Here is a 23,023-nt window from a genome sequence, read left to right on the forward strand (position 1 = left end):
CGGTTCCATTGGGTTATGGCCAATTGGCACAGTCCCTGCTCTACCCCTGGTGCAAGCGCAGACAGCGCACTCCATCAAGGTAACCGCAATGATCGACTGGCATATCGTGTGCGACTTCGACGGGACCATCACCCCCACCGACGTCATCGACAACGTCCTCCAACGCTTCGCCGGCCCCGAATGGGAAACCATCGAACAGCTATGGCTGGATGGACACATCGGTTCACGCGAATGCCTGAGCCGCCAATTGGCGCTGATCAAGGCCACGCCCGCCGAGTTGCTGGCGTATTTCGACAGCGTCGAGATCGACCCGGACTTCCCGGATTTCGTCGATCACGTGATCGGCCTGGGCGCGTCCCTCGAAGTGGTCAGCGACGGCATCGAACAAGGCATCGCGCGGATTCTGTCGCGCAACTACGTGACCCTGCTGCCGATTCTCGCCAATCGCCTGCGGCAGGTTGACCAGAACAGCTGGCGCATCGACTTCCCCTATTCAAGCGATGCCTGCCGCGCGGCGTCGGGCAACTGCAAATGCAAGTCCACGCCGAGCAACAAGCGCGTGCTGGTGATCGGCGACGGCAAGTCCGATATGTGCGTGGCCTCCACCGCCGACTTCGTGTTCGCCAAGGGCAGCCTCGCCGAGTACTGCGTCGCCCACCAGATTCCCCATGCGCGCTTCGACTGCTTCGCCCAAGTGCCTGCGCTGCTCGCGCAGCTGCCGCAAAGCGTCGCCGCCAACGCCACCTCCTTTACGACTGACAACCAGGAACTCTTCCATCATGTCTGATATCCGCATCGCCACCGCCGAAGACCAGGTCCTTCTGGATAAGGAAGCCAAGTACTGCTCCTACGGCGACACCGTCCATTACATCGAGCCGCCGCGTATCTTCAGCCGTTGCGAAGGCTCCTATGTATGGGACACCGAAGACCAGGCCTACCTCGACCTGCAAATGTGGTACTCGGCGGTCAACTTCGGCTACGCCAACCCGCGCCTGAATAATGCGCTGAAACAGCAGATCGACACCCTGCCGCAAATCGCCAGCCAGTACCTGCACAAGGGCAAGATCGAGCTGTCGGAAATGATCGCGGTGGATGCCAAGAACAAGTTCGGCCTCGACGGTCGCGTGCACTTCAACGTCGGCGGTTCGCAATCGATCGAAGACTCCTTGAAGGTGGTGCGCAACGCCACCAACGGCAAGAGCCTGATGTTCGCGTTCGAAGGCGGCTACCACGGGCGGACCCTCGGCGCCTCGTCGATCACCTCCAGCTACCGCTACCGTCGTCGCTACGGTCACTTCGGTGAGCGTGCGCAATTCATCCCGTTCCCCTATCACTTCCGTGGCCCCAAGGGCATGACGAAAGAGGAATACGGCAGCCATTGCGTGCAGCAATTCGCCCGCCTGTTCGAGACCGAATACAACGGCGTGTGGGACCCGAAAGTCGGCCAGAGTGAATACGCCGCGTTCTACGTCGAGCCGATCCAGGGCACCGGCGGCTACGTGATCCCGCCGATGAACTTCTACCGTGAACTCAAGCAGGTATTGGATCAGCACGGCATCCTGATGGTGTCCGATGAAATCCAGATGGGCTTCTACCGCACCGGCAAACTCTGGTCGATCGAGCATTTCGACGTGCAGCCGGATGTGATCGTTTTCGGCAAGGCGCTGACCAACGGCCTCAACCCACTGGGCGGTATCTGGGCCCGTGAAGAGTTGATCAACCCTAAGGTCTTCCCGCCAGGCTCCACCCATTCCACCTTCGCTTCCAACCCGTTGGGCACCGCGGTGGGCCTGGAAATGTTCAAGATGACCAACGAAGTCGACTACGGCGCGATGGTCATGGCCAAGGGCAAATTCTTCCTCGAAGGCCTGCAGGACCTGCAAAAACGCTTCCCGATCATCGGCGACGTCGACGGCCTGGGCCTGGCCCTGCGCTGCGAAATCTGCGGACCGGATGGTTTCACGCCGGATAAGGCGACCCTGGACTACATGGTCGAAGAAGGCATGAAGGGCGACATGGTGGTCGATGGCCGCAAACTCGGCCTGATCCTCGACGTGGGCGGTTACTACAAGAACGTGATCACCCTGGCCCCGTCCCTGGAAATCAGCTACCCGGAAATCGAGCTGGGCCTGAAGCTGCTGGAACAATTGCTGGTGCGGGCAACCAACCGGTGAACAGTGCAGAGATCGACCTCGGTGAAGGTGATGCCGGCTTCGTTCTCGGTGAGGGTCCGGTCGGGATCCTGTTGATCCACGGCCTGACCGGCACCCCGACCGAACTGCGCCAGGTCGCCAAGGGCCTGGCCAAGGTGGGCAATTGCACGGTGTATGTGCCCACCCTGGCCGGGCACTGCGGTGACAACAGCGACCTGCAGGCCACCGGTTGGCTGGACTGGTACGAAGGCGTGCGCAAGACCTTCGTGCAGATCAAGCGGCGGCACGCGCAGGTGTTTGTCGGTGGCTTGTCCATGGGCGCGGTGATGTCGATGTACCTGGCCTCCGAGCATCCGGGCCAGGTCGCCGGCTTGCTGATGTATTCCACCACCTTGAGGTACGACGGTTGGAGCATCAGCAAAATGGCGTTTATCACGCCGTTGCTGATCCGCATTCCTTTCGGCGTGCGCTTGTTCCGCTTCACCGAGAAGCCGCCGTACGGCATCAAGAATGAACGGCTGCGGGCGATCGTCGAGCGGCAGATGAAGGAGGGCCAGAGCAGCGAAGCGGGGTTGTTGACCATGGAAGGCGTCACCGTGCGCGAGTTGCACTGGATGAACGCGGTGGTCAAGAAACGCATGCCCCGGATCAAGGTCCCGGCCCTGGTGCTGCACTCCATCGAGGACGACATCACCAGCCGCTGGAACGCCGATTACGTGGAGCGCCACCTCGGCGGGCCGGTGACCAAGGTCCTGCTGGACAACTGCTACCACATGATCACCGTCGACCTGCAATACCGGCGGGTGATCGAGTTGAGTGCCGACTTCATCAGCCGGCAAGTTTCCTGTGGTGAGCAGTGCTGTTGTGGTGAGCAGGCTTGTCCCGCGCTGGGTGGCGAAGCCGCCCCAAAACCCGCCATCGCGATCTAGCTGGAGATATTTCGTGCCTGGAATGGGGTGGCTTCGCCACCCGGCGCGGGCGGTGCGACGATTCGACAAGCCCGCTCACCACAAACATCCTTTTCACCACAACAACTCCAACTGGAAGTAGACGTGATCACCACCCAAGCCTTCGCCACCATCCGGGCCCTCCAGCGCAGTGCCTGGAACGATTGTTTTCCGGGTGCCCTGGAGGACTGGGACTATTACGTCGCCGTGGAAAACGCCGCCATCGCTGATTTCCAGTGGCGCTACCTGGCGGTTTACGAAGATGGAACCCTGGTGGCGGTCGCGCCCGCGTTCATCACCCATTACCGCCTCGACACCACGGTGTCCGGCGCCGGCAAGCGCTTGACCGAACGCCTGGAGCGGCTGTGGCCGGGCGTGTTGCAACTGGGGCTGTACGCCATCGGCTCGCCGGTGGCCGAGCGCTGTGATGCCGGATTTGCCAGCCACGTGCCCGAGTCGCGCCGCCCGCTGTTGCTCAAGCATGTGCTGCACGCCGCGCGCCACGACGCCGATGATTTCGGCATCGGCCTGTTGGCGGTCAAGGACGCACCGAGCAACGATCCGCACTGGGTCGACAGTTGCCGTGCCGCCGGTTTCCAGACGATGCCGAGTTTGCCCACAGGTGTATTGCCGTTGCCCTACGGTTCGGTGGACGCTTACCTCGGCTCGCTGGGTAAATCCACGCGCAAGGACCTGCGCCGCAAACTGCGCGCGCCCGGCCCTCGGGTGGAATGGCGGCGCAATATCGACGACGTGCTGCCTGAGGTCATGCGCCTGTACGAAGCCACGCTGACCCGCGCCGAGTTGCAGTTCGAGCGCCTGCCCGCCAGCTACTTTACCGGTGTGCTCGAACGCCTGGAGTCGCGTGCGGTGTGTGCGCTTTACTGGGTGGACGAGCACTTGGTGGCGTTCAACCTGATGCTGGTCGACGAACAGCGGCTGGTGGACAAGTTTTTCGGGCATGACGTGGCGTTTACCCGTGACTACAACCTGTACTTTCGCAGTTGGCTGACCAACGTCGAGTACTGTATTCGGCACAATATTGCGTTATACGAGTGCGGCCAGGCCGGGTATGCCAGTAAGCTGCGCCTGGGCTGCGAGTTCCAGGGCAACAGCGTGTTCTTCCGGCATCGCAACCGGCTGGTCAACGGCCTGCTCAAGTTGGTAAAACTGTTTATTCGACCGGATCGTTCCGACCCTGCCATGGCTGCTGCGATAAGCGAAACCTGATGATCACCAAGACCCGCCAGAAAGCCCGCCCCTTTGCCATTTCGCGCTGGAGCGTCCAGCGCAAGCTGGTGCTGGCGTTCTGGTTGGTGAGTGTGATTCCCACCATGATTGCGGCGGAGTTGGCCGCTAGCACGCTGTCGCAGATTTTCGACAGCAACGTGCGCATCTGGCTGCAAGAGTCGACCAAGATCGTCAAGGACGAGATCGGCGACATCCTTCACGACAACGCGCGCATGGCCAAGCTGTTCCTGCGCTACATCAGCCCGCCGGACAACAAGCAAGCCGCCCGCCATGACCGGCTGACGGCCGACATCGCCGATGCCACGGACATCGACGTGGTGGCGCTGATTCGCGCCAGTGATCGAAAAGTGGTGTTCACCACCGCCGCCGATGACATCGTGCAACAGATCAGCCTGGCCAAGAATACGGTGCTGCAAACGGTCAAGGTGGGCGGGGCCACCACCGGTATCGTGGTCTCCACTTTCGAGACCAGCCGGGACGGTGTCGACTACCTGCTGCTGGTCGGTACCTACCTGGACAGCAGTTTCCTGACCAGCGTGGCCGATGTGCATTCCCTCGACCTGCGCCTGTACCTGGCCAACCCGGACGGGTTCTCGGAAATCTTCTCGACCCAGCGCTTCGAGGATCACCCCTCGCGCATCCCCAAGACTGTCGAAACCGCCATGCGCGCCACTCGCCAGCCCAGCGAGCAGTTCACCAATAACTACAGCGGCTTGTACTGGCCGATCTTCAACGATGCCGGTGACTTGCAAGGCGTGATCTTCAGCGGCCTGCTGCGCCATAGCAGCCTGATGGGGCTGGTCAACCAGAGCAACCTGTTCGTGCTGATTTTTCTGGTCAGCTCGGCGCTGTCGCTCGCGGCGGGGGTACTGGTGTCGCGGCGCCTGACCCGGCCGCTGCGGGATTTGTCCGAAGGCGTGGGGGCGGTGATCTCGGGCAATTACACGCACCGCGTGGCGGTCAGCGGCGGCGATGAGCTGGCGCAGTTGAGCAGCACCTTCAACCATATGACCGAGCGCCTGGGCGAGTTGCATCACCTCGAGGCCCAGCTGCGCCGACGTGACCGCCTGCATGCGCTGGGTGAAGTCGCCATGGGCCTGGCCCACGAGATCCGCAACCCGCTGGGCATCATCAAGACCGCCACCCAGTTGTTGCACCGCCGCGCCGACCTGCCGGACACCGACAAGCGCCACTTGGAATACGTGATCAGCGAAGTCAGCCGCATCAACGACCTGATCACCGAGTTCCTCGATTTCGCCAAGCCCAACCCGCCGCTGCGCGCGTTGCAGCCGGCGCGCCCACTGGTGGAGGAGATCCTGGGCTTCTGCGCGCCGGAGCTGGCGACACATAACATCGATGCGCAGATCGACGACCAGGCGCCGGGCGCGACGATCTACGCGGACGCCAAGCAGCTCAAGCAGGCGTGCCTCAACCTGATTCTCAACGCCATCGATGCGATGCCCGACGGTGGGCGGCTGACCGTGGGGATTCGCACGGCGGACGGCAACACGGTTATCAGCATTGCCGACTCCGGCCAAGGCATTGCGGCCGACATGATCGAGCGCATCTTTACGCCTTTCGTCACCACCAAGGCCTCGGGCACCGGGCTGGGCCTGGCCAAGGTCTATTCGATCATGGAAAGTCACGACGGCAGCATTGAATGCGCCAGCGAGAAAGATGCCGGCGCCACCTTCAGCCTGTACATTCCAGCGATGGGCGAAGACGACGAGGACACTCATGACGCATAACATTCTGGTAGTCGACGACGAACCCAAGCTGTGCGACCTGCTGGCATCGGCCCTGGGCCAGAACGGCATCCAGGTGTTTATCGCCGGCAACGGCCTGCACGCGCTCAAGGTGCTGGAACAGGAAGACATCGACCTGGTGATCAGTGACTGGCGCATGCCGGGCATGGACGGCCCGGCGCTGCTGGCCGAGATCAAGGTGCGCTACCCCCATGTGCCGGTGATCGTGATGACCGCCTACAGCACGGTGAAGAACGCCGTGCAGTCGATGCGCAACGGCGCCTATGACTACATCGCCAAGCCGTTCGATATCGACGAACTGGACATCACTGTGGCCAAGGCCCTGCAGTTTCGCGACATTCTGCGCGACAACGCACGTCTGCGCGCCGAATTGGATGAGCACGCGCAATTCGACAGCCTGGTGGGCGACAGCCCGGCGTTTCGCAAGGTGCTGCACGCGGTGGATTCGGTACGCGACAGCAGCGCCACTATCCTGCTGACCGGCGAAAGCGGCACCGGCAAGGAAATGGTCGCCCGTGCCATCCACAAGCATGGCAGCCGTGCCGACCAGCCCTTCGTGGCGGTCAACTGCGCGGCCATCCCCGAAGGGCTGCTGGAAAGCGAGATGTTCGGCCATCGCAAGGGTGCGTTTACCGGCGCCGTGGCCGACCGGGTCGGGCGCTTTATGCAGGCCGACAAGGGCACACTGTTTCTCGATGAAGTCGGTGACATGCCGTTGGCGTTGCAGGCCAAGATCCTGCGTGCCTTGCAGGAGCGGGTGATCGAGCCGGTGGGCGACCCGCGAGAACGCAAGGTGGATGTGCGGGTGATTGCCGCCACCAACAAAAACCTGCTCGACGCCGTGGCCGACAAGGAGTTTCGCGAAGACCTGTATTACCGCCTCAACGTGTTCCCGATCCCGTTGCCGCCCTTGCGCGAGCGCGTGGAAGACATTGCGCCGCTGGCTCGTCACTTCGCCCAGACGCTCAGCGCCACCGCCGGCAAACGCATCACCGGTTTCAGCCCTGAGGCGTTGCAGGCCATGGCGGCGTATCACTGGCCGGGCAATATCCGCGAGCTGCAAAACTGCGTGGAGCGCGCGACCATCGTGGCGGCGTCACCGGTGATCGAAGATATCGACTTGCCGGGTTACCTGTTTGCGTCCAAGCCGAGCGGGGAGGGCGGGGTCGCGGCGATCCTCAGCGACGGACCGGGCATTCCCCAGGACCTGGATGCGGCGCTGGCGGAGGTGGAGAAGGCCTATATCCTGGCCGCCTTGCACGAGAGCAATGGGGTGCAGGCGGCGGCGGCGGCGAAGATCGGGATCTCTGAACGCAGTTTCTGGTATCGCCTGAAAAAGCTGGGTATCCAGGTCGACAAGATAGTCCGCTGACTCAACCGGGATAAAAATGTGGAGTGTCAGGTATGGATGCGTACCCAGATACTCACCAGGATCGTCGCCGCCATCAACCACGCTACCGCTGCTACGGCTAAAGAGGCCTCCAGCCGCATCCGATCCACCATCACGTACAACGTCGCCAGGTACACAAAGTACGGAATGATCGACCACATCCCGAACAGGATGGTGGTCTTCAAATCGTCCAGCGAACGGCCCTTGCCGACGATGTAATGGGCGATCAGCGCAAAGGTCGGGAACAGCGGCACCAACCCCGCGATGTAGTAGTTTCTGGTCTTGGCCAGCGCGGCCAGGATCAGTACCACCGCCGCGCCAAGGGCGGCCTTCAGGAACAGATCCATCAGTGACTCAACCCGTATTTCTTGACCTTGTCGAACAGTGTGGTCTTGGCCATCCCCAGCTCCTGGCTGGCCTGGGTCAGGTTGCCGCCGCTGCGTTGCAGGGCGTCGCTGAGCAGGTTGCGCTCAAACGCTTCCACCGCCTCGGTGAAGGCCACGCCCTGGTTGCCGCTGCCGGCGCCGCTTTTCTTGAAGGCGGGCAGGCCGAGGGCGAAGCGTTCGGCGACATTGCGCAGCTCGCGCACGTTGCCCGGCCAGTCGTGGCTCATCAGGCTCGACAAGGTCTGGTTGTCCAGCTCCGGCACGGCGCGGTCGAAGCGTAGCGATGACTGCTGCAGGAAATGCTCGAACAGTTGCAGGATGTCTTCGCGGCGTTCGCGCAGCGGTGGCAGTTCCAGGGTGACCACGTTGAGGCGATAGTACAGGTCGCTGCGGAATTGGCTGGCACGGCTCAGCTCGTCGAGGTCGGACTTGGTGGCGGCGATCACCCGGCAATCCACTGCCACGCTCTGGTTCGAACCCAGGCGTTCCAATGTACGCTCCTGCAACACCCGCAGCAGTTTGATCTGCAGGTTGATCGGCATGCTTTCCACTTCATCAAGGAACAGCGTGCCTTCGTGGGCGTGTTCGATCTTGCCGATACGCCGCTTGCCGGCGCCGGTGAAGGCGTTGGCCTCGTGGCCGAAAATCTCGCTTTCGAAGAGGTTCTCCGGCAGGCCGCCGCAGTTCAGCGCGACGAACTGGTGGGCGTGGCGCCGGCTGAAATCATGCAGGCAACGCGCGACCAGTTCCTTGCCGGTGCCGGTTTCGCCTTCGATCAGCACGTTGGCGGAGGTGTCGGCGACGTTGGCGATCAGCTCGCGCAGGTTCTGCATGGCCGGGGAGCGGCCGATGATGCGGCCTTCCAGGGAGTCGCGCTCTGCCAGCTGGCGGCGCAGCGACCAGACTTCCCGCGCCAGCCCGCGTTGTTCCAGGGCGCGGCGGGCGACGTCCACCAGGCGTTCGGGGGAGAAGGGTTTCTCCATGAAATCGTAGGCGCCGTTGCGCATGGCGCCGACGGCCATGGAGATATCGCCATGCCCGGTGATCAGTACCACCGGCAGGCTTTTATCCAGGGCCTTGAGTCGGGTGAGCAGCTCCAGGCCGTCGATGCCCGGCAGGCGGATGTCGCTGATCACAATGCCCGCGAAGTTTTCGCCGACGCGCGTCAACGCCTCTTCGGCGCTGCCCACGCCCACGCTGGGGATGTCTTCCAGCGCCAGGGCTTGCTGGCAGCCGAGCAGCACATGGGGGTCGTCTTCGACGATCAGCACGGTGAGGTCTTGGGGATCAATATTCATGTCGACTCAGCTGGTTGAGTGCCCGCCAACGGCAGGCTCAGGACAAAGGCAGTACCACCGCCGGCCGGGTGTTCCACGGCGAGGTTGCCGCCGGTCGCCGCCGCGAGGCTGGCGGATAGCGTGAGGCCCAGCCCCAGGCCTTGCTCGCCGGGTTTGGTGGTAAAAAACGGTTCGAACAGATGTTTGCGCGTCTCGGCGTCGATGCCATGCCCATTGTCGCGCACCTGCAGGCGGTATTTGCCTTCGCCGCTGCTGCCTTCCAGCCACAGCTCGGGAGCCGGTTGCGCCTGCATGGCGTCGAGGGCGTTGCCGATCAGGTTGACCAGGATCTGCTCCAGGCGCGTCTGGTCAATCTGCAAGTCAGCGTTGGCAAAGTCGCGGTGCACGGTCAATGGCAGGCTGTCCAGGCGGGCACCGAGTACCTGGAACGCGGCGTCCACCGCTTTGGCGAGGCTGGCCTCGCCCTGGTCATCACCGCGCCGGGCAAAGGAGCGCAGGCTGGCGGTGATGCGGCCCATGCGGTCGATCAGTTCGTTGATGGTCTTGAGGTTGGCGCTGGCGGTGTCCAGAGCGCCGCGCTCAAGGAAACGTACGGTGTTGCCGGACAAGGTGCGTAGCGCCGCCAACGGCTGGTTCAGTTCATGGGCGATGCTGGTGGACATCTGGCCGATAGCGGCGAGTTTGCCGGCCTGCACCAGTTCATCCTGGGCACGGCGCAGGGTTTCTTCGGCCTGGCGCCGTTCGCGGATCTGGCCCTTGAGCCGTTCATTGCTGGCGCGCAGGTCGGCGGTGCGTTCGGCAATCCGTCGCTCCAGCTGACTGTTGGCTTCCTGCAAGGCTTCCCGTGCGGCGAGACGGGTGGCGATGACCTTGCGCCGCTCGTTCCAGGCGATCAGCAAAAACGCCACCAGGCCAAATGCCACGGCCACCAGGATGCCCTGGTTGATCGCAGCGCGGCGCAGGTCGTTGAGCGGGGTGAGCAGGGTGAAATTCCACGGCGTGTCATTGAGCGGTCGGGTTTGCGCCAGGTAGCTGACGGCGTGCTCGTCGTTGACCACTTCGCTGTTGGCCGGGAAGGTCAGTTTCTCGGTGCCTTCGTTGAGCCGCTCACGGGCCAGGGGTTCCAGTTCGTTCAGTGTGGCCCAGTAATATTGCAGACTGTGGGCCAGTCGCTCCTTGGTCTCGTTGCTCAATGGCCGCACGGCCTTGAGGCGCCGGGCCGGGTCGCTGGAGAGGATGATGATGCCGTTCTCGTCGCTGACGAAGGCTTCCAGGCGCGCGCGCTGCCAGCGTTCTTCGAGGGCTTCGAGGCGCACCTTGACCACGGCGACGCCGATGATTTTGCCGTGTTCTTCCAGGCCATGGGCCAGGTAATAGCCGGGTTCGCCATTGGTGCTGCCGATGCCGTAGAAGCGTCCGGGCTGGCCGCGTACGGCGTTCTGGAAATAGGCGCGAAAGGACAGGTCTTCACCCTGGTAACTGTCGGCATCGCGCCAGTTACTGGTGGCCAGTACCCGACCGGTGGTGTCCATCACGTAGATGGCCCGGCTGCGACTGCGTCGGTTCAGGCCTTCGAGGTAATCGTTGACGGTCTTGCGGGTTTCCTGGTTTGGATCGGCCAACAGCTTCGAGACGCTGGACTCCAGCTCCAGCAGGCTGGGCAGGTAAGTGTATTTGCTCAGTTCGCTTTCGACCGTGCGGGCATGCAGCTCCAACTGGCGTTCGCCGGTGTCGCTGAGGGTGCGGATACCGTAGTACTCGCTGATCCAGAAGCCGATATAACCCAGGCCGATCATCAGTGCGATGGTCAACGGCGGCAGGAACAGTTGGCGAATCAGACGAGGTTTCACGGCAAGTGATGGCGGTGCGGCGCGAAATTGGTTGGGGTCGCATTTCATCACAGATGCCTTGGGTCAACCAGAGCTGCCGGCCTGTGCGGTCCGGTGTGGGAGGGAGCAAGCCCCCTCCCACATTGACCCGGTTTCCACAGTAGGAGCTGCGTAGTACTTAGTGCTGCAGGATTTTCTCAAGGAAGTGCTGCGCGCGTTCGGAGCGGGCGCTGATGTCGCCGAAGAACTCTTCTTTCGGGCAGTCTTCGATGATCTTGCCGGCGTCCATGAAGATCACGCGGTCGGCCACTTTGCGGGCAAAGCCCATTTCGTGGGTCACGCACATCATGGTCATGCCTTCCTGGGCCAGTTGCACCATCACGTCCAGTACTTCGTTGACCATTTCCGGGTCCAGGGCCGAGGTCGGTTCGTCGAACAGCATGACGATCGGGTCCATGGCCAGGGCGCGGGCGATGGCCACACGTTGTTGCTGGCCGCCGGAGAGTTGGCCGGGGTGCTTGTGGGCATGTGCCGAGAGGCCCACGCGCTCGAGCAGCTGCAGGCCTTTCTGGGTGGCTTCTTCCTTGCTGCGGCCCAGCACCTTGATCTGCGCGATGGTCAGGTTTTCAGTGATGGTCAGGTGCGGGAACAGCTCGAAGTGCTGGAACACCATGCCCACGCGCGAACGCAGTTTCGGCAGGTTGGTCTTCGGGTCGGCGATGGAGGTGCCGTCGACCACGATGTCGCCCTTCTGGAACGGTTCCAGCGCGTTGACGCACTTGATCAGGGTGGACTTGCCCGAGCCCGACGGCCCGCACACCACGATCACTTCGCCTTTTTTGACATCAGTGCTGCAATCGGTCAGCACCTGGAAGTCGCCATACCACTTGTTGATGTTCTTGATAGAGATCATACGGCAAACCTTTTTTGCAGACGCTTGACCAGCAGCGAGGCGGAAAAGCTGATGATGAAGTAGACGACACCGGCAAAGATCAGGAACTCATTGGAGCGGCCGATGATGTCGCCGTTGGAGCGGGCGGAGTTGAGGAAGTCCACCAGGCCCACGGTGTAGACCAGCGAGGTGTCCTGGAACAGGATGATGCTCTGTTGCAGCAGCAACGGGGTCATCTTGCGGAACGCCTGGGGCAGGATGATCAGACGCATGGTCTGGCCATAGGTCATGCCCATCGCCTGTGCTGCGCTCATCTGGCCCTTGGGGATCGACTGCACGCCGGCCCGCACGATTTCGCAGAAGTACGCGGCTTCGAACATCATGAAGGCCACGACGCAGGAGGTGAACGCACCGATCGGGGTGTCTTCGCCGGTGATCCAGCGCAGCACGAACGGCACCGCCAGGTAGAACCAGGTGATCACCAGCAGCAGCGGGATCGAGCGGAAGTAGTTCACGTAGGCGCCGGCCACGCGCGACAGCAGTTTGCTGGACGACAGGCGCATCAGGGCCAGGATGGTGCCGAGGATGATGCCGCCGACCACGCCCATGACCATCAACTGCAAGGTCATGACCATGCCGTTCCACAGGCCTGGGATCGCGGGGATGATGCCGCTGAAATCGAAGTCCATTATTTACCCCCCACGGAGATCAGGCCGGGCACGGCGACTTTCTTCTCGACCACGCGCATCAGCAGCATCAGGCTCATGTTCAGGGTGAAGTAGATCAGCGTGGCCAGGGTGAAGGCTTCAAACAGGTTGGCCGAGAACTCGGCGGTCTGCTTGGTTTGCGCCAGCAGTTCCATCAAGCCGATCAAGGACGCCACGGAGGAGTTCTTGAACACGTTGAGGAATTCCGAGGTGAGCGGCGGAATGATGATGCGGTAGGCCTGGGGCAGCAGCACGTTCCAGTAGATCTGCGGCAGCTTGAAGCCCATGGCGCGCGCCGCGGATTCCTGGCCACGTGGCAGCGCCTGGATACCGGTACGCACTTGTTCGCACACACGAGCGGCGGTGAACAGGCCCAGGCACACGACAACGCTCAGGTAGGCCGAGGTGGTCGGGTTCAGGTCTTGTTTGTACCAGTCCTGCAGGTTCTGCGGCAGCAGGTCGGGTATCAGGAAATACCAGATGAACAGCTGAACCAGCAGCGGCACGTTACGAAACAGTTCCACGTAGCAGGTCGCGATACCCGATACGAGACGGTTTGGCACGGTGCGCATGACCCCCAGAATGGAGCCCAGCAGCAAGGCGATAATCCATGCCACGACAGCGATGGCGATGGTCCAGCCCAGGCCGGCGATGTACCAGTCGAGATAAGTCTCGCTGCCCACGCCGGTGGACTTGAAGAACACGCCCCAGTCCCAGTTGTAATTCATTAGGGTCTCCCCTCGAGATCGATCGATGTACAAGCACCCGCTTGGGGAACATCCATTCCCGCCTGACGGAGAACGTCAGGCACACACGATCGGCTCGAAAACCGCCAGGTCGAGTGTTCCAAGTTATAGCCAGCAGGTAGTAACAGACGCCTGGGGGAGGGTGAGCTCCCCCAGGAGATAAGGTTAGTCAGGAATCAGATTTTTACTTCCGGAGCCGGCTTGTCGGTCGGGTTCTTGATCAGTTCCTTGACCTTGTCGCTCATCGGGAAGTTCAGGTTCAGGCCTTTCGGTGGGATCGGGCTTTCGAACCATTTGCTGTAGATCTTGTTGATCTCGCCGGATTTGTACAGGGCGACGATGGCGTCATCCACGGCTTTCTTGAAGTCCGGATCGCCTTTGCGAACCATGCACGCGTACGCTTCGAAGGACTGCGGAGTACCGGTGATGACCCAGTCATCCGGCTTCTTGGCCTTGGCTTCTTCGCCGGCCAGCAGGGCGTCGTCCATCATGAACGCAACGGCGCGGCCGCTTTCGAGCATCTGGAAGGACTCGCCGTGGTCCTTGGCGGAGATGACGTTCATGCCCATCTGCTTGTCAGCGTTCATCGCCTTGATGATGCGCTCGGACGTGGTGCCGGCGGTGGTCACGACGTTTTTGCCTTTCAGGTCGGCGAAGTCAGCGTAGCTTGGCTTGCCATCCTTGTCTTTCTTGACCAGCAGACGTGTGCCGATTTCGAAGATGTTGGTGGTGAAGTCGACTTGCTGGGCGCGTTCGGCGTTGTTGGTGGTGGAGCCGCATTCCAGGTCCGCGGTGCCGTTCTGGATCAGCGGAATACGCGTTTGCGAGGTCACCAGGTTGTACTTGACCTTCAGGTCGGGCTTGTTCAGGTCTTTTTTCAGTTGGTCGACGACAGCCACTTGAATGTCGTGGGAGTAGCCAACCGGTTTGCCCGAACCATCCGCGATGTAGGAAAACGGAATGGAGCTGTCGCGGTGAGCGAGGGTGATGGTGCCGGAGTCATTGATTTTCTTCAGTGTGCCGGTGAGTTCGGCGGCAAAGACTGGCGTGCTGATCAAAGCGGCAGCGATAGCTGCGCCCAGGATATGGGGAACGATGCGCATCAATACTTCCTCGACATTTGTTTTTTTTATGAAGCCGGCTGAGCGGCTCTCTTGTACAGCGAATGCCATGACGGCTCCTGAGGCGTCCTCAGGCAATCGTCGAAGAGTGTAGAGCATGAGTCGTGCCAGGCCAGTGATAAAAGATTAAACGTATGATTTATATGATAATTAACTTTATATGACGAGAAATAATCAACCTGATAGTCCGGCAAACCGAATAGGTTGAGGCATCGCGTTCGGAAAACCGAATATTCAGCCGGGCATAAAAAAGCCCCTGGGCCTCACGGCGCAGGGGCTTTTGCAGGACGGGGCTGTCAGGCCGCCTGGGTCTTGCTGCGGTTTTGTTCAACCTTGGACAGGTAGCGTTGCAGGTTGTCCTGTTCCTGCGCGGTGGTGAACAGGCCCAGCTTGGTACGCCGCCACAGTACATCTTGAGGTTGAGTGACCCATTCTTCGGCGCACAGGTAGTCGACTTCGCGGGTGTACAGGCCGCCACCCAGGTGATCGCCCAGGTCGGCGAGCGACTGCACGCCTTCGAGCAGGCGCCAGGTGCGGCTGCCGTAGGTGGTGGACCAGCGGCGTGCGATTTCGCTCGGCAGCCAGTCGAATTTGCTGCGAATGGCGTCGGCCAGGGCCTCTGGCGTGGTCATGTCTTCGCCGCCCGGCAGGCTGGCCTTGGCGGTCCAGCTCGGGCGCATCTGGGTGAAATACGGTGCCAGTTGCGCCATCGCCGACTCGGCGAGCTTGCGGTAGGTCGTCAGCTTGCCACCGAACACCGACAGGATCGGCGCCTCGCCCGTGCCTCCGGACAGCGACAGCGTGTAGTCACGGGTGATCGCCGAGGGGTTGTCCGACTCGTCGTTGCACAGTGGGCGTACGCCGGAATAGGTGTGGACGATGTCGTCGCGGCTCAGTTGCTTCTTGAAGTGCGCATTGACCACGTTGAGCATGTAGTCGGTTTCACCTTCGGTAATTGCCACTTTCGCCGGGTCGCCGGTGTATTCGCGGTCGGTGGTGCCGATGATGGTCAGGTGGTTCAGGTACGGGATGGTGAACACGATGCGCTGGTCTTCGTTTTGCAGAATGTGCGCGTGGGCGCCTTCGTACAGCTTCGGCACGATCAGGTGGCTGCCCTGGATCAGGCGGATGCCGTAGGGCGAGTCCAGCTTGAGGTCGTCCTTGATGAACTTGGCGACCCACGGGCCCGCCGCGTTTACCAGCGCGCGGGCACGGATCGAAAACAGGCTGCCGTCGGTGCGTTCCATGTTCATTTCCCACAGGCCATTGCTGCGGTGTGCGCTGATGCAGCGGGTCTGCGTGTGGATGTGCGCGCCTTTTTCGCGGGCCGCCATGGCATTGAGTACCACCAGGCGGGCGTCATCGACCCAGCAATCGGAGTATTCGAAGCCTTTGGTGATTTCGCTTTTCAGCGGGCTGTCGGCACCGAACTTGAGGCTTTTGGACCCGGCGAGCTTTTCACGCTTGCCCAAGTGGTCGTACAGGAACAGGCCGGCGCGAATCATCCACGCCGGACGCAGGTGCGGGCGGTGCGGCAATACAAAACGCATCTGTTTGACGATGTGCGGGGCCTTGGCCAGTAACACTTCACGTTCGGCCAGGGCTTCGCGCACCAGGCGGAATTCGTAATGTTCCAGGTAGCGCAGGCCGCCGTGGATCAGCTTGCTGCTGGCGGAGGATGTGTGGCTGGCCAGGTCATCCTTTTCGCAAAGGAATACCGACAAACCGCGCCCGGCTGCGTCTGCTGCAATGCCGACGCCATTGATCCCGCCGCCGATAACGGCGACGTCATAGACTTCGGCAAGCGGTGGAGCAGGCAAGGTAGAAGGGTTCATCGGCTGGCCTCGCGATCTTTTTCGTATTGGAATTCGAACATTAATGTTCATTTGCGAAAATGGTAGCTGATAAACGCAGACACAGCCACTCGAATTCGATTGAAAAAACTCATCGAAGGGCGGGAAAAGGAAGAATTGTGAACATGAGCCTGGGGAAGGCTTGAGAAAAAGGCGCTGGATAAATCGCGATCGGGGGCTTGCCCCCGATGGCGTCATTGCAGACGCTATACGACTTCCAGCCGAACCTTATGCTCATTGAGCAACTGCACCAACGCCGGCACCGGCTCCTGATCAGTCACCAGGCAATCCACCAGACTGATCGGCCCCAGGCGAATCATGGCATTGCGCCCGAATTTGCTCGAGTCCGCCGCCAGAATCACCTTGCGCGCGTTGGCGATAATGGCCTGGGAAACCCGCACTTCCTGATAGTCGAAGTCGAGCAGGCTGCCGTCTTCGTCGATGCCGCTGATGCCCACCAGGGCAAAGTCGACCTTGAACTGGTTGATGAAGTCGACACTGGCCTGGCCCACCACGCCACCGTCACGCCGCACATTACCGCCGGTGAGCAGCACGTCGAAGTCATCCTTGGCACTGAGCATGCTGGCGACATTGAGGTTGTTGGTGATGATTTTCAGGTGGTGGTGATTCAGCAACGCGCGCGCAATGGACTCGGTGGTCGTACCGATATTGATGAACAGCGAGGCGTGATCGGGGATCTGCGCGGCAATGGCTTCGCCGATGCGCTGTTTCTCGTCGCGCATCTGGTCGGCCCGCATGGCATACGCGGTGTTTTCGACACTGGAGTCATAGGCGGCGCCGCCATGGTAGCGGCGCAGCAGATTGGCATCCGCCAGTTGGTTGATATCGCGGCGGATGGTTTGCGGGGTGACAACGAACAGCTGCGCCATTTCCTCGATGCTGACATAGCCGCGTTCGCGGACCAGCTCGAGGATTTGTTGCTGGCGGGGAGGCAGATTCATGGGGCGTCCTTTGGGCTGCCATACAAAAGTGGCCCATGATGACGTACGAATCGACTCCCTGCCAGTTACAACCCTAAGCGTGTTTTGCGCTTGGCTTATTCAGCGCCTTCGTGGGGCTCCCAGTCGCGGGTGCGGCTGACTGCTTTCTGCCAGCCGGCGTAGAGTTTTTCTTTGGCGGCTTCATCCAGTTGCGGTTCGAATTCGCGCTCGATCACCGCCTTGCCGCGCAGTTCATCCAGGCTGCCCCAGAAGCCGCAGGCCAGGCCGGCCAGGTAGGCGGCGCCGAGTGCGGTGGTTTCGCGCATTTGCGGACGCTCGACCTGGGTGCCAAGGATGTCGGCCTGGAATTGCATCAGGAAGTTGTTGGCCACCGCGCCACCGTCCACGCGCAGGGCTTTGAGGCGTTCGCCGGAATCCTGTTGCATGGCGTCGAGCACGTCGCGGGTCTGGTAGGCAATCGACTCCAGGGCTGCGCGAATAATGTGATCCACGCGTACACCACGGGTCAGGCCGAACAGTGCGCCACGGGCGTAGGGGTCCCAGTACGGAGCGCCCAGTCCGGTGAAGGCCGGGACCAGATACACACCGTTACTGTCCTTGACCTTGCTGGCAAAGTACTCGGTGTCGTGGGCGTCGTTGATGATCTTCAGCTCGTCGCGCAACCACTGCACGGTGGAACCGCCGTTGAACACCGCGCCTTCCAGGGCATAGGCCACTTCGCCGCGCGGGCCGCAGGCGATGGTGGTGAGCATACCGTGCTTGGATTTCACCGCTTTGTCACCGGTGTTCATCAGCAGGAAGCAGCCGGTGCCGTAGGTGTTCTTGGCTTGGCCGGCTTCCACGCACATCTGGCCGAACAGCGCCGCTTGCTGATCACCGGCGATACCGCCGATGGCAATGCCGCTTTTGGTGCGGCCGTAAATTTCCGAGGAGGACTTCACTTGCGGCAGCATTTCCCGCGGAATGTCGAGGATCTCCAGCATCTTCGTATCCCACTCCAGGGTGTGGATGTTGAAGAGCATGGTGCGCGAGGCGTTGGTGTAATCGGTGACGTGGGTCTTGCCGCCGGTAAATTTCCAGATCAACCAGCTGTCGACGGTGCCGAACAGCAGCTCGCCGTTGCGCGCGCGCTCGCGGCTGCCTTCGACGTTGTCGAGGATCCACTTGAGCTTGGTCCCGGAGAAGTACGGGTCGGTGACCAGGCCGGTGGTGTCGCTGATGTACTGTTCATGGCCGTCACGCTTGAGCTGCTGGCAGATCTCGGTGCTGCGGCGGCACTGCCAGACAATCGCGTTGTAGATCGGGCGGCCAGTGACCTTGTCCCATACCACGGTGGTTTCACGCTGGTTGGTGATGCCGATGGCGGCGACCTGGTCATGGTGCAGGCCGGCCTGGGCCAGGGCTTCGACCATCACCGCGCTCTGGGTGGCGAAGATTTCCATGGGATCGTGCTCGACCCAGCCTGCCTGCGGGTAATGCTGGGCGAACTCGCGCTGGGCGGTGCACACCACGTTGGCGTCACGATCAAAGATGATCGCCCGGGAACTGGTGGTGCCTTGGTCGAGGGCGATGATGTAGTTCTTATTCTGAAGGTCGGTCATGTCGATTGCCTTGCACGAAAATAAGGAAGTCAGAAATCAGCCTGGGCCTCAAGGGGCAGGGCGACCAGGCTGGCGCGATCAGGAAATACGGGTATTACCGTTGACAGCCGTGTCAGGTGTTTCAGCGATAGCCGGTGCGGCGCTGGGCAGATGACGGGCAATCAGCCCGCGATAGGCGGCAGCACCGAGGCATGCGCCCAGGATCGGTGCGAAAATCGGTACCAGGAAGTAAGGAATATCGCGGCCACCAGTAAAGGCCATTTCACCCCAACCGGCGAAAAAGGTCATCAGCTTGGGACCGAAATCCCGCGCCGGGTTCATCGCAAAGCCGGTCAGTGGGCCCATGGCGCTGCCAATCACCGCGATCAACAGACCGATCAGCAGTGGGGCCAATGGGCCGCGTGGCAGGCCGTTGTTGTCATCGGTCAAGGCCATGATCACGCCCATCAGGATCGCCGTGATGATCATTTCCACCAGGAACGCCTGAGCGGTGCTCAGCAACGCGTGAGGGTAGGTGGAGAACACCGAAGCCAACTCCAGGCTGGCCTGGGTGCCGCGAACCATGTGATGAGTTTGTTCGTAATCGAAAAATAGGTTGCTGTAGAGGGTATACACCAGGGCCGCCGAGCAGAAGGCGCCGGCGACCTGGGCGAGGATATAGAAGGGCAGTTTGCGTTTGTCGAAATCGGCGAAGAGGCACAGCGCGATACTGACGGCAGGGTTGAGGTGAGCCCCGGAAATGCCGGCGCTCAGGTAGATCGCCATGCTGACGCCCACCCCCCAGATGATGCTGATTTCCCATAAGCCAAAGCTGGCACCCGCGACCTTGAGCGCAGCCACGCATCCTGTACCGAAAAAGATCAGCAGCGCAGTCCCCAGGAATTCGGCCATGCATTGGCTCGAAAGTGAAGGCTGTTGAAGAGCAGTTGTCATGGAAAACCTCAGTTGTTGTTCTTGTCTGGCGCACTGCCTCAATGGGCGGTTGCGCGATTTTCACCGTGACGAAGATCCCCATCCGCGCCACGGCTTACTGCTGGAATGCTGTGGATATATTCCTACAGTATTCGGAAACGAAAAAATATAGACAAGAATGGCGGCTGTCAAAGGTCGAAAGTGAACTGTCGGTCACTTTCAAACTATTGGTTTGATGAATGATCATGCTTTTCGTCAACCGGCGGAATGGGATAGAACGCCGCACTAGAGCGTTTTACGTGGGCTTGGCCTAGAATTGGCGGTCTGTCTGCCACGCCTGGGAGCCCTCATGACACCTGCATTGGATTTGTTGAAGAAAGTTCGCGCCGAACATCGTATCCACAGTTACGAACATGACCCCAAGGCGGCCTCTTATGGCTTGGAGGCCGCGGAAAAATTGGGCCTCGACCCTGCACAGGTGTTCAAGACGCTGCTGGCGAGCAGTGAGAAGGGCGAATTGTTGGTGGCTGTAGTGCCGGTCGTCGGAAGTCTGGATTTGAAAGCGCTGGCTCATGCGGCGGGCGTAAAAAAAGTCGAAATGGCAGACCCTGCGGCGGCGCAACGTTCGACCGGTTACCTGCTGGGCGGGATCAGTCCGTTGGGACAGAAGAAGCGGTTGCGCACGTTTATCGATGTGACGGCAGAGCCGTTTGCGACGATTTTTGTGAGCGCGGGGAGAAGGGGGTTGGAAGTGGAGCTGTCGGCGCAGGTGCTGGCTGAACATACCCGGGCTCAATTCGCGCCGATTGGCCGGGTTTGAAATCGACTTCGACCTGAGTGAAATCCAATGTGGGAGGGAGCAAGCCCGCTCCCACATTATTCTTCAAATACTCAACTGGCCGGGCTGTAGCGGCGTACGCCTGACTCGGATCGAGGCACTTGTGCCGCGACGCTGCCTGACGCCTGGAACAGCACCAGATGTTCAGCCGCCACGCGAATCCCGACATCGGCGCCCACCTGGTGATCGGCATGGCTGGGGAAGATCGATTCCAGTTGCGCACCTGTCGCCAGCTGCAAGCGGTACAAGGTCGATGCGCCAAGGAAGGTCTTGCCGACGATCCGCGCTTTCAAGGTACTGTCCGGCGCATAAACGATGTCATCCGGGCGCAGCAGCACATCCACGGCACCGCCGATTGGCCAGGTGTAGGCGCGGTTGCCGCGCAGGTCGCCCAGTTCGGTGCTGACCGACTCGGGCGAGCTCAACTGCCCACGAATGAAGTAGCCCTGCCCGATAAAACTGGCGACGTAAGGCGTCTGCGGTTCGTGATAGAGGTTGTAGGGAGTGTCCCACTGTTCCAGCCGGCCTTCCTTGAAGACACCCACCTGATCGCTGACCGCGAACGCTTCTTCCTGATCGTGGGTGACCAGGATCGCACTGGTGCCGCGCGCCTTGAGAATGTCGCGCACTTCATGGCTGAGCTTGCGCCGCAGTTCACCGTCGAGGTTGGAGAACGGCTCATCGAGCAGCAGCAGTTGTGGTTCCGGCGCCAGGGCACGGGCGAGGGCGACACGTTGTTGCTGGCCGCCCGAGAGTTCATGGGGGAAGCGCTTGCCCAGGTTCTTCAGGTTGACCAGCTCCAGCAACTCGGCGACCACGCGGTCCTTTTGCGGATGCTTGCGGATGCCGAACGCGATGTTGTCGGCCACGCTGAGGTGGGGAAACAGCGCGTAGTCCTGGAACACCATGCCGATGCGACGCTTCTCGGGAGCCAGGGTAAAACCGGCGCTGGAGATCACTTCGCCCGCCAGGCTGATTTCGCCTTCGTGTACCGGCTCGAAGCCGGCGATCGCGCGCAGGGTGGTGGTCTTGCCACAGCCTGAAGACCCGAGCAGGCAACCGATATCGCCCGCGTTGAGATGCAGATTGAGGTTTTGCACCACGCGTTGATCTTGATAACCGCATGCCAGATTGCGCAGGTTCAGCAGTAGTGGATGGCTCATGCGTGGTGGTAGGCCGGTTCGACGAGGAACTCGAGCAGGGCCTTTTGCGCGTGCAGGCGGTTTTCGGCCTGGTCCCACGCAACAGAACGCGGGTCGTCGAGCAGGTCGAGGCTGATTTCTTCGCCACGGTGGGCGGGCAGGCAGTGCATGAACAGCACATCCGGCGCGGCTGTATCGAGCAAGGCGCGGGTCACCTGGTAGGGCGCGAACAGTGCCAGGCGCTTGGCGGTTTCGTCTTCCTGGCCCATGGAGGTCCACACATCGGTGCTCACCAGGTGCGCACCGACCACGGCGTCTTTTGGATCGCGCAGCAACTGCACGCGGCCATCGGCCTTGGCGAGGAATTCGGCGCTTGGCTCGTAGCCTTCAGGGCAGGCGATGCGCAGGTGGAAGTCGAACTGGATCGCCGCTTCTATATAGCTGTTGCACATATTGTTGCCATCGCCGATCCAGGCCACGGTCTTGCCCTGGATGGAGCCACGGTGTTCTAGGAAGGTTTGCATGTCGGCCAGCAACTGGCATGGGTGCAGGTCATCGGACAGGCCGTTGATCACCGGCACACGCGAGTTGGCGGCAAATTCGGTGAGGGTGCTGTGGGCGAAGGTACGGATCATCACCGCGTCAAGCATGCGCGACATGACGATGGCGCAATCGCTGATCGGTTCACCACGGCCCAGTTGGGTGTCCCGCGGCGACAGGAAGATGGCCTGGCCGCCGAGCTGGATCATGCCGGCTTCAAAGGACAGGCGCGTGCGTGTCGAGGACTTCTCGAAAATCATCCCGAGTACGCGGTTTTTCAAAGGCTCGAACAGTACGCCGCGGTTACGCAGGTCTTTAAGCTCAATGCCTCGACGGATCACGCTGACCAGCTCTTCGGGCGTGCAATCCATCAGGGAGAGAAAGTGCCTTGCGCTCATCATTAACTACCTTTTGCAACAGACCGCAGATACTCAAAGCCTTGTTTATTGTGACAACGGGCGAGACCTGCGGCGAAAGCCGCACGGGGCGACGAAATAGGGGAAGGCGCGATCTTATAATTAAATGTCGCGTCTTACCAATAGGGCTACGGTTTTTAAGGGATTTCAGACAGGCGCTAGAACGCTTTTGCAGACGATTTCCGGACAGCAGCGGCCCATTTGTACACTGGCGCTGCAACCTTTTGCAATGTGCGGCGGCGGTCCTGCGCCAGGCTGTGTCGGTTTCAAAGG

Annotated in this window: 20 protein-coding genes; 7 read left to right on the forward strand and 13 right to left on the reverse strand. The window is 61.1% G+C overall.

Annotated features, from left to right (window positions below; genetic code table 11):
* Positions 1 to 88: 88 nt before the first annotated feature.
* From V6M90_RS25550 to V6M90_RS25575, 6 genes are all read left to right on the forward strand, one after another.
* Positions 89 to 787, forward strand: coding sequence for an HAD-IB family phosphatase (locus tag V6M90_RS25550; protein WP_141064092.1), 699 nt, complete (start codon positions 89 to 91; stop codon positions 785 to 787).
* Positions 780 to 2,174 (forward strand): aspartate aminotransferase family protein, encoded by a 1,395-nt coding sequence (locus V6M90_RS25555; RefSeq protein ID WP_003172069.1) that lies wholly within the window; start codon positions 780 to 782, stop codon positions 2,172 to 2,174. The genes V6M90_RS25550 and V6M90_RS25555 overlap by 8 nt, the downstream gene beginning before the upstream one ends.
* Positions 2,171 to 3,082: an alpha/beta hydrolase gene (locus tag V6M90_RS25560; protein ID WP_141064093.1), complete on the forward strand. Its 912-nt coding sequence runs from the start codon at positions 2,171 to 2,173 to the stop codon at positions 3,080 to 3,082. The genes V6M90_RS25555 and V6M90_RS25560 overlap by 4 nt, the downstream gene beginning before the upstream one ends.
* A 123-nt stretch (positions 3,083 to 3,205) precedes the next feature.
* Positions 3,206 to 4,330 (forward strand): GNAT family N-acetyltransferase, encoded by a 1,125-nt coding sequence (locus tag V6M90_RS25565; RefSeq protein WP_042944239.1) that lies wholly within the window; start codon positions 3,206 to 3,208, stop codon positions 4,328 to 4,330.
* Positions 4,330 to 6,099: a sensor histidine kinase gene (locus V6M90_RS25570; RefSeq protein WP_141064094.1), complete on the forward strand. Its 1,770-nt coding sequence runs from the start codon at positions 4,330 to 4,332 to the stop codon at positions 6,097 to 6,099. Before V6M90_RS25565 ends, V6M90_RS25570 begins: the two co-directional genes overlap by 1 nt.
* Positions 6,089 to 7,489: a sigma-54-dependent transcriptional regulator gene (locus V6M90_RS25575; RefSeq protein WP_141064095.1), complete on the forward strand. Its 1,401-nt coding sequence runs from the start codon at positions 6,089 to 6,091 to the stop codon at positions 7,487 to 7,489. The genes V6M90_RS25570 and V6M90_RS25575 overlap by 11 nt, the downstream gene beginning before the upstream one ends.
* A gap of 26 nt (positions 7,490 to 7,515) precedes the next feature.
* On the opposite strand, the gene V6M90_RS25580 is transcribed toward V6M90_RS25575, so the two are convergent.
* The 11 genes from V6M90_RS25580 to V6M90_RS25630 all read right to left on the reverse strand — a co-directional run bounded on the left by V6M90_RS25580 (position 7,516) and on the right by V6M90_RS25630 (position 19,835).
* Positions 7,516 to 7,854: a GlpM family protein gene (locus V6M90_RS25580; protein WP_003172076.1), complete on the reverse strand. Its 339-nt coding sequence runs from the start codon at positions 7,852 to 7,854 to the stop codon at positions 7,516 to 7,518.
* Positions 7,854 to 9,191, reverse strand: a complete 1,338-nt coding sequence (aauR, locus tag V6M90_RS25585; RefSeq protein ID WP_078731779.1) for a two-component response regulator AauR — start codon at positions 9,189 to 9,191, stop codon at positions 7,854 to 7,856. The genes V6M90_RS25580 and aauR overlap by 1 nt, the downstream gene beginning before the upstream one ends.
* Positions 9,188 to 11,089 (reverse strand): two-component sensor histidine kinase AauS, encoded by a 1,902-nt coding sequence (gene aauS / locus V6M90_RS25590; protein ID WP_141064096.1) that lies wholly within the window; start codon positions 11,087 to 11,089, stop codon positions 9,188 to 9,190. The genes aauR and aauS overlap by 4 nt, the downstream gene beginning before the upstream one ends.
* Positions 11,090 to 11,198: 109 nt before the next feature.
* Complete coding sequence (locus V6M90_RS25595; protein WP_003172079.1) at positions 11,199 to 11,933, reverse strand: amino acid ABC transporter ATP-binding protein; 735 nt, start codon at positions 11,931 to 11,933, stop codon at positions 11,199 to 11,201.
* Positions 11,930 to 12,601 carry an amino acid ABC transporter permease gene (locus V6M90_RS25600; RefSeq protein WP_078823438.1) on the reverse strand — a complete coding sequence of 224 codons (672 nt, stop codon included), beginning with the start codon at positions 12,599 to 12,601 and terminating at the stop codon, positions 11,930 to 11,932. The genes V6M90_RS25595 and V6M90_RS25600 overlap by 4 nt, the downstream gene beginning before the upstream one ends.
* Entirely contained in the window at positions 12,601 to 13,347 is a 747-nt protein-coding gene (locus tag V6M90_RS25605; protein WP_032891809.1) for an amino acid ABC transporter permease, read from the reverse strand. Before V6M90_RS25605 ends, V6M90_RS25600 begins: the two co-directional genes overlap by 1 nt.
* A 194-nt stretch (positions 13,348 to 13,541) precedes the next feature.
* Positions 13,542 to 14,468 carry a glutamate/aspartate ABC transporter substrate-binding protein gene (locus V6M90_RS25610; RefSeq protein WP_042945595.1) on the reverse strand — a complete coding sequence of 309 codons (927 nt, stop codon included), beginning with the start codon at positions 14,466 to 14,468 and terminating at the stop codon, positions 13,542 to 13,544.
* Between the two features lie 314 nt (positions 14,469 to 14,782).
* Positions 14,783 to 16,321 (reverse strand): glycerol-3-phosphate dehydrogenase, encoded by a 1,539-nt coding sequence (gene glpD / locus V6M90_RS25615; RefSeq protein WP_003172084.1) that lies wholly within the window; start codon positions 16,319 to 16,321, stop codon positions 14,783 to 14,785.
* A gap of 224 nt (positions 16,322 to 16,545) precedes the next feature.
* The gene (locus V6M90_RS25620) at positions 16,546 to 17,301 is read right to left on the reverse strand and encodes a DeoR/GlpR family transcriptional regulator (protein WP_003172085.1); all 756 of its coding nucleotides are present in this window, start codon (positions 17,299 to 17,301) and stop codon (positions 16,546 to 16,548) included.
* Positions 17,302 to 17,396: 95 nt separating this feature from the next.
* Positions 17,397 to 18,902 (reverse strand): glycerol kinase GlpK, encoded by a 1,506-nt coding sequence (gene glpK / locus V6M90_RS25625; protein ID WP_003172086.1) that lies wholly within the window; start codon positions 18,900 to 18,902, stop codon positions 17,397 to 17,399.
* A gap of 78 nt (positions 18,903 to 18,980) precedes the next feature.
* A complete protein-coding gene (locus V6M90_RS25630; protein WP_003172087.1) occupies positions 18,981 to 19,835 on the reverse strand; it encodes an MIP/aquaporin family protein in 855 nt (284 codons plus the stop codon).
* A gap of 328 nt (positions 19,836 to 20,163) precedes the next feature.
* On the opposite strand from V6M90_RS25630, the gene ybaK reads away from it, so the two are divergent.
* Positions 20,164 to 20,634, forward strand: coding sequence for a Cys-tRNA(Pro) deacylase (gene ybaK / locus V6M90_RS25635; RefSeq protein ID WP_003172088.1), 471 nt, complete (start codon positions 20,164 to 20,166; stop codon positions 20,632 to 20,634).
* Between the two features lie 71 nt (positions 20,635 to 20,705).
* Here the strand turns inward: ybaK and V6M90_RS25640 are convergent, their stop codons facing one another.
* On the reverse strand, positions 20,706 to 21,815 hold the full coding sequence (locus V6M90_RS25640; RefSeq protein WP_332847315.1) for an ABC transporter ATP-binding protein: 1,110 nt from the start codon (positions 21,813 to 21,815) through the stop codon (positions 20,706 to 20,708).
* Positions 21,812 to 22,732, reverse strand: coding sequence for an ornithine carbamoyltransferase (argF, locus tag V6M90_RS25645; RefSeq protein ID WP_003172090.1), 921 nt, complete (start codon positions 22,730 to 22,732; stop codon positions 21,812 to 21,814). Before argF ends, V6M90_RS25640 begins: the two co-directional genes overlap by 4 nt.
* Between the last annotated feature and the right edge of the window lie 291 nt (positions 22,733 to 23,023).

Source organism: Pseudomonas lactucae (genome assembly GCF_036688725.1).
In the GTDB taxonomy this organism is placed as follows: domain Bacteria; phylum Pseudomonadota; class Gammaproteobacteria; order Pseudomonadales; family Pseudomonadaceae; genus Aquipseudomonas; species Aquipseudomonas lactucae.